The 5,189-nt window shown below is 68.7% G+C and carries 6 protein-coding genes; all 6 read right to left on the bottom strand.

What is annotated here, in order from left to right:
• On the bottom strand, positions 1–441 hold a 441-nt coding region (locus FKV24_RS07440; protein ID WP_152301371.1), incomplete at its 3' end, for a 2-C-methyl-D-erythritol 4-phosphate cytidylyltransferase.
• A complete protein-coding gene (gene ftsB, locus FKV24_RS07435) occupies positions 438–776 on the bottom strand; it encodes a cell division protein FtsB (protein ID WP_111268110.1) in 339 nt (112 codons plus the stop codon). The genes FKV24_RS07440 and ftsB, both read right to left, overlap by 4 nt.
• A gap of 51 nt (positions 777–827) precedes the next feature.
• Positions 828–2,234 carry a phosphopyruvate hydratase gene (gene eno / locus FKV24_RS07430; RefSeq protein ID WP_141481925.1) on the bottom strand — a complete coding sequence of 469 codons (1,407 nt, stop codon included), beginning with the start codon at positions 2,232–2,234 and terminating at the stop codon, positions 828–830.
• 84 nt (positions 2,235–2,318) lie between these two features.
• Entirely contained in the window at positions 2,319–2,555 is a 237-nt protein-coding gene (locus FKV24_RS07425) for a helix-hairpin-helix domain-containing protein (protein ID WP_141481924.1), read from the bottom strand.
• 6 nt (positions 2,556–2,561) lie between these two features.
• Positions 2,562–3,392, bottom strand: a complete 831-nt coding sequence (gene kdsA, locus FKV24_RS07420; RefSeq protein WP_111266926.1) for a 3-deoxy-8-phosphooctulonate synthase — start codon at positions 3,390–3,392, stop codon at positions 2,562–2,564.
• 97 nt (positions 3,393–3,489) lie between these two features.
• Positions 3,490–5,163 (bottom strand): CTP synthase, encoded by a 1,674-nt coding sequence (pyrG, locus tag FKV24_RS07415; RefSeq protein ID WP_141481923.1) that lies wholly within the window; start codon positions 5,161–5,163, stop codon positions 3,490–3,492.
• Positions 5,164–5,189: the final 26 nt, after the last annotated feature.

The raw sequence follows: 5,189 nt of genomic DNA, 5'->3' as shown, positions 1-5,189 counted from the left end.
GTCGGTGGCGCGCTTGAGGGTGTCGCGGACCGGCGCGGCCAGGATCGCACCGTCGCGGCTGTTTTCCGCGGCCTCGATCAGGCGCTCCAGATCGGTGTGGTCCAGGTTCGGTCGCGCGGCATCGTGCACCAGCACCAGGGCGTTTGCGGCCGACTCCGGCAATGCATGCAAGGCGGCCAGCACCGAGTCGGCGCGCTCGCCGCCGCCGGTGCAGGTCAGCACCGGCTTGCCGCCGCGCTCGCTCCAGTCCGGCCAGTCCTCGTCCACGGCCGCCAGCGCGACCATCGCGCCGGCCACGCGCGGATGCGCCAGCAACGCATCCAGGGCGTGGGCCAGCAACGGCCGCCCACCCGCCTGCAGGTACTGCTTGGGCGTCGGACCGCCAAAGCGGGTGCCGCGCCCCGCGGCCGGCATCACCGCCCAGACATCGGCACCGCTCATGGCGCCGGCCCGTCCTGTGGATCGCCCGTGGGGGCGTCGGCCCCGGGCGCGGCCGCAGCGCCCTCGGGTTCGACCACCCGGTAGAACACCTCGCCCGGCCGGATCATGCCCAGCTCGCTGCGGGCCCGTTCCTCGACCGCGGCGCCGCCTGAGGCGAGGTTCTTCAGGTCGGCCACCTCCGCCACCAGCGCGTCGTTGCGCTGCTGGCGCGAGGCGTTGTCCTGGACCTGCTGTTCGACCTGCGCCTCCAGCTCGGCGACCGCATCGCGGCCGCCCTCACCAATCCAGAGCCGGAACTGCAGATAGACCAGCATGACGAGCAGGAACAGCAGCATCGTGGGCAGTACCCACCACCGTCCACGCTTGCCCGCCGGCTGGCTCATCGCTTACTTGTTCAGGGACACGAAGGCGCTGCGACCGGCGTACTTCGCGGCGGCGCCCGGATTCATCAGGGCAAGCTGCTCCTCGATGCGCAGCAGCTGGTTGTACTTGGCCACGCGATCGCTGCGGCTCAGCGAACCGGTCTTGATCTGGGTCGCGCTGGTCGCCACCGCGATGTCGGCGATGGTGGTGTCCTCGGTCTCGCCGGAGCGATGCGAGACCACCGCCGCGTAACGGTTCGCGTCCGCCATCGCGATCGCCTCCAGGGTCTCGGTCAGGGTGCCGATCTGGTTGACCTTGATCAGGATCGCGTTGCCGACGCCCCGCTCGATGCCCTCCCTGAAGATCTTCGGATTGGTCACGAACAGGTCGTCGCCGACCAGTTGCACCTTGTTGCCCAGGGCCTCGGTCAGCTGCTTCCAGCCGCTCCAGTCGTCCTCGGCCATGCCGTCCTCGATCGTGATGATCGGGTACTGCGCGCACCAGTTGCCGAGGAAGTCGACGAACTGGTCCGGGGTCAACCGCTTGCCTTCGCCGGTCAGGTTGTACTTGCCGTTGTCGAAGAACTCGCTGGAGGCGACGTCCAGGCCGAGCAGGATGTCCTCGCCGGCCTTGTAGCCGGCCTTGCCGATCGCCTCGAGGATGGTCTCCAGCGCCTCTTCATTGCTGCGCAGGTCGGGCGCGAAGCCGCCCTCGTCGCCGACCGCGGTGCTCAGGCCGTGGCCCTTGAGCACCGACTTCAGCGCGTGGAACACCTCGGTGCCGGCACGCAGCGCCTCGGAGAAGCTGTCCATGCCGACCGGCAGGATCATGAATTCCTGCAGGTCGACGTTGTTGTCGGCATGCGCGCCGCCGTTGATGATGTTCATCATCGGCACTGGGAGAGCAGGTGCGCTTGGCCGTTGCCCTATCGGCAACGGCTGCGCCTGCGAGCGCCCGGCCACGGATGGCCGGGCCGGGGTACCCGACGCCGGCGCTGCTGCGCCACGGATGGCGGCATCGACTTCGATGAGCGACTGCCACAGCGGCAGCCTGCGCGAGGCGGCGACCGCGTGGGCATTGGCCAGCGACACGCCCAGCAGCGCGTTGGCGCCGAGGCGGCCCTTGTTCTCGGTGCCGTCGAGGTCGATCAGGCGGCGGTCGAGACCGGCCTGGTCGGCGGCGTCGAAGCCTTCCAGTGCCTTGGCGATGGCGGTGTTGACGTTCTCCACCGCCTGGCGGACGCCCTTGCCCAGGTAGCGGGTCTTGTCGCCGTCGCGCAGCTCGACCGCCTCCTTGGTACCGGTCGAGGCGCCGGACGGCACCATCGCGCGGCCGAAGCTGCCGTCGGCGAGGGTCACTTCGGCTTCGAGGGTGGGATTGCCCCGGCTGTCGAGGATTTCGCGGGCGTGGACTTTGGCGATCTGGGTCATGTCGTCGTCAATGGGATCGGATGGGAAATCGGTGGGTGGTGTTCGGCTGGGCACGTTCAGCTGGGTACATTCAACCAGGCGCGCTCAACCTGATTCGCGCGCCAGGCGCACGATCGCGGCGATCGAGGCGCGGGCCTGGGGGCTGTTGCGCCAGCAGGTCGCGCCCATGTGGGCGGCGATCTGGGCGCAGACCGCATCCGGATCGGCATCGCGCAGTCCGGTCAGCGAATGGTAGCCAATCTGTTCGAGCCGGCCGACGACGGTGGCGCCGACCCCGTGCAGGGCCAGCATCGCGTCGCGTTCGTCGTCGGGGAACGGCATCCGCGCTCAGGCCATCTCGAGGAAGCCGGCGCGCTTGCCGACCTCGTCGATCTGCTTGAGGGTCTCCAGCAGCGCGCGCATCTTCGGCAGCGGCCAGGCGTTGGGGCCGTCGGACAGGGCCTTGTCCGGATCCGGATGGGTTTCCATGAAGATGCCGCTGATGCCGACCGCCATCGCCGCGCGCGACAGCACCGGCACGAACTCGCGCTGGCCGCCGCTCTTGCCGCCGGCGCCGCCGGGCAGCTGCACCGAATGGGTCGCGTCGAACACCACCGGGCAGCCGGTGTCGCGCATCACGCTGAGCGAGCGCATGTCGCTGACCAGGTTGTTGTAGCCGAAGCTGGCGCCGCGCTCGCAGACCATGATCTCGCGGTTGCCGGTCGCCAGCGCCTTGTCGGCGACGTGCTTCATCTCCCACGGCGACAGGAACTGGCCCTTCTTGATGTTCACCGGCTTGCCGGCGCGGGCCACGTTCTGGATGAAGTCGGTCTGCCGGCACAGGAATGCCGGCGTCTGCAGCACGTCGACCACCGAGGCGACCTCGTCCAGCGGCGTGTATTCGTGGACGTCGGTCAGCACCGGCACGCCGAGTTGCCTCTTGACCTCGGCCAGCACCTTCAGCCCCTCCTCCATGCCCGGGCCGCGGAATCCCGACACCGAGGTGCGGTTGGCCTTGTCGAAGCTGGACTTGAAGATGAAGGGGATGCCCAGCTCGGAGGTGATCTCCTTCAGCGTCCCGGCGGTGTCGAGCTGCAACTGCATCGACTCGATCACGCACGGCCCGGCGATCAGGAAGAACGGCTTGTCCAGGCCGATGTCAAAACCACACAGTTTCATCGCATTGCTCGCGTAGGGGAGCGGCGTGGGCCGCGATCGTGGATGGCAGGCCGCCACAGGCCGCGGCTGACGCCGCACCCGCGGACCGTCGCGGACTTCACGCGCGCGCTTCCTTCAACAGGGAAGCGCCGGCCTCGCCCTCGCCGGCCTTGTTCTCGCGCGCGGCGCGGATGAAGCCGACGAACAGCGGATGGCCGTCGCGCGGCGTCGACAGGAACTCCGGGTGCGCCTGGCAGGCCAGGAACCACGGATGGCGGTCCTGCGGCAGCTCGACCATCTCGACCAGGGTCTCGTCCAGCGACTTGGCGCTGAACACCAGGCCGGCATTCTCGAGCTGGTTGAGGTAGCGGTTGTTGAACTCGTAGCGATGGCGGTGACGCTCGCCGACGATGTCCTTGCCGTACAGCTTGTGGGCCAGCGTGCCGGGCTTGATCCGCTGCTCCTGCAGGCCCAGGCGCATGGTGCCGCCCAGATCGCTGTCCTCGCTGCGCTTCTCGAGCTCGCCGGAGGCGGTGCGCCACTCGGTGATCAGGCCGATCACCGGATGCGCGCAGGTCTTGTCGTTCTCGGTGCTGTTGGCGCCTTCCAGCCCGACCACGTGGCGGGCGTAGTCGACCACCGCCGCCTGCATGCCGTAGCAGATGCCGAAGTAAGGCACCTTGCGCTCGCGGGCGTGGCGGGCGGTCATCACCTTGCCCTCGAAGCCACGGTCGCCGAATCCGCCCGGCACCAGGATGCCGTGGACGCCGTCCAGCGCGCGGGCGCCTTCGCGCTCGACATCGGTGGACTCGATCCACTTCAGGTTGACCCGGGTCCGCTGGCGCAGGCCGCCGTGCTTGAGCGCCTCGCCGACCGACTTGTAGGCGTCCTGGTGATCGACGTACTTGCCGACCACGCCGATGGTGACCTCGTCGACCGGATGCTCGCTGGCGTCCAGCACCGCCTTCCACTCCGACAGGTCCGGCTCGCCGCAGTCCAGCCGCAGGCGCTCGACGATCAGCCCGTCCAGGCCCTGCTCGTGGAAGCGCGACGGCATCCGGTAGATGTTGTCCAGATCGACCGCCGAGATAACCGCGCGCTCGGAGACGTTGGTGAACAGCGCGATCTTGCGGCGCTCGCTGTCCGGCAGCGGCTGCTCGGAGCGGCACAGCAGGATGTCGGGCTGGATGCCGATCGAGCGCAGCTCCTTGACCGAGTGCTGGGTGGGCTTGGTCTTCAGCTCGCCGGCGGCGGCGATCCACGGCACCAGGGTCAGGTGCATGAACAGCGCCTTGTCCGGACCTCGCTCGGTGCGGATCTGGCGGATCGCCTCCAGGAACGGCAGCGACTCGATGTCGCCGACGGTGCCGCCGATCTCGACCAGGCCGATGTCGTAGCCCTCGGTCGCCTCGCCGATGCAGCGCTTGATCTCGTCGGTGATGTGCGGGATCACCTGAACGGTGCCGCCAAGGTAGTCGCCGCGGCGCTCCTTGCGGATCACGTTCTCGTAGATGCGCCCGGTGGTGACCGAGTTCTTGCGACTCAGGCGGGTGCGCAGGTAGCGCTCGTAGTGGCCCAGGTCCAGGTCGGTCTCGGCGCCGTCGTCGGTGACGTAGACCTCACCGTGCTGGAACGGGCTCATCGTGCCCGGGTCGACGTTGATGTAGGGGTCGAGCTTCATCATCGTGACGCGCAGACCGCGCGCTTCGAGGATGGCCGCCAGCGAGGCCGCCGCGATGCCCTTGCCGAGGGAGGACACCACGCCGCCAGTGACGAAGATCAGGGGAGTCATGCGTTTTGCTGTCGCCGGAAAGCCAT

The organism is Marilutibacter maris (assembly GCF_006546735.2).
In the GTDB taxonomy this organism is placed as follows: Bacteria; Pseudomonadota; Gammaproteobacteria; order Xanthomonadales; family Xanthomonadaceae; genus Marilutibacter; species Marilutibacter maris.
The sequence above is the reverse complement of the archived record's forward strand: the minus strand, read 5'-3'. Positions and strand labels throughout refer to the sequence as shown.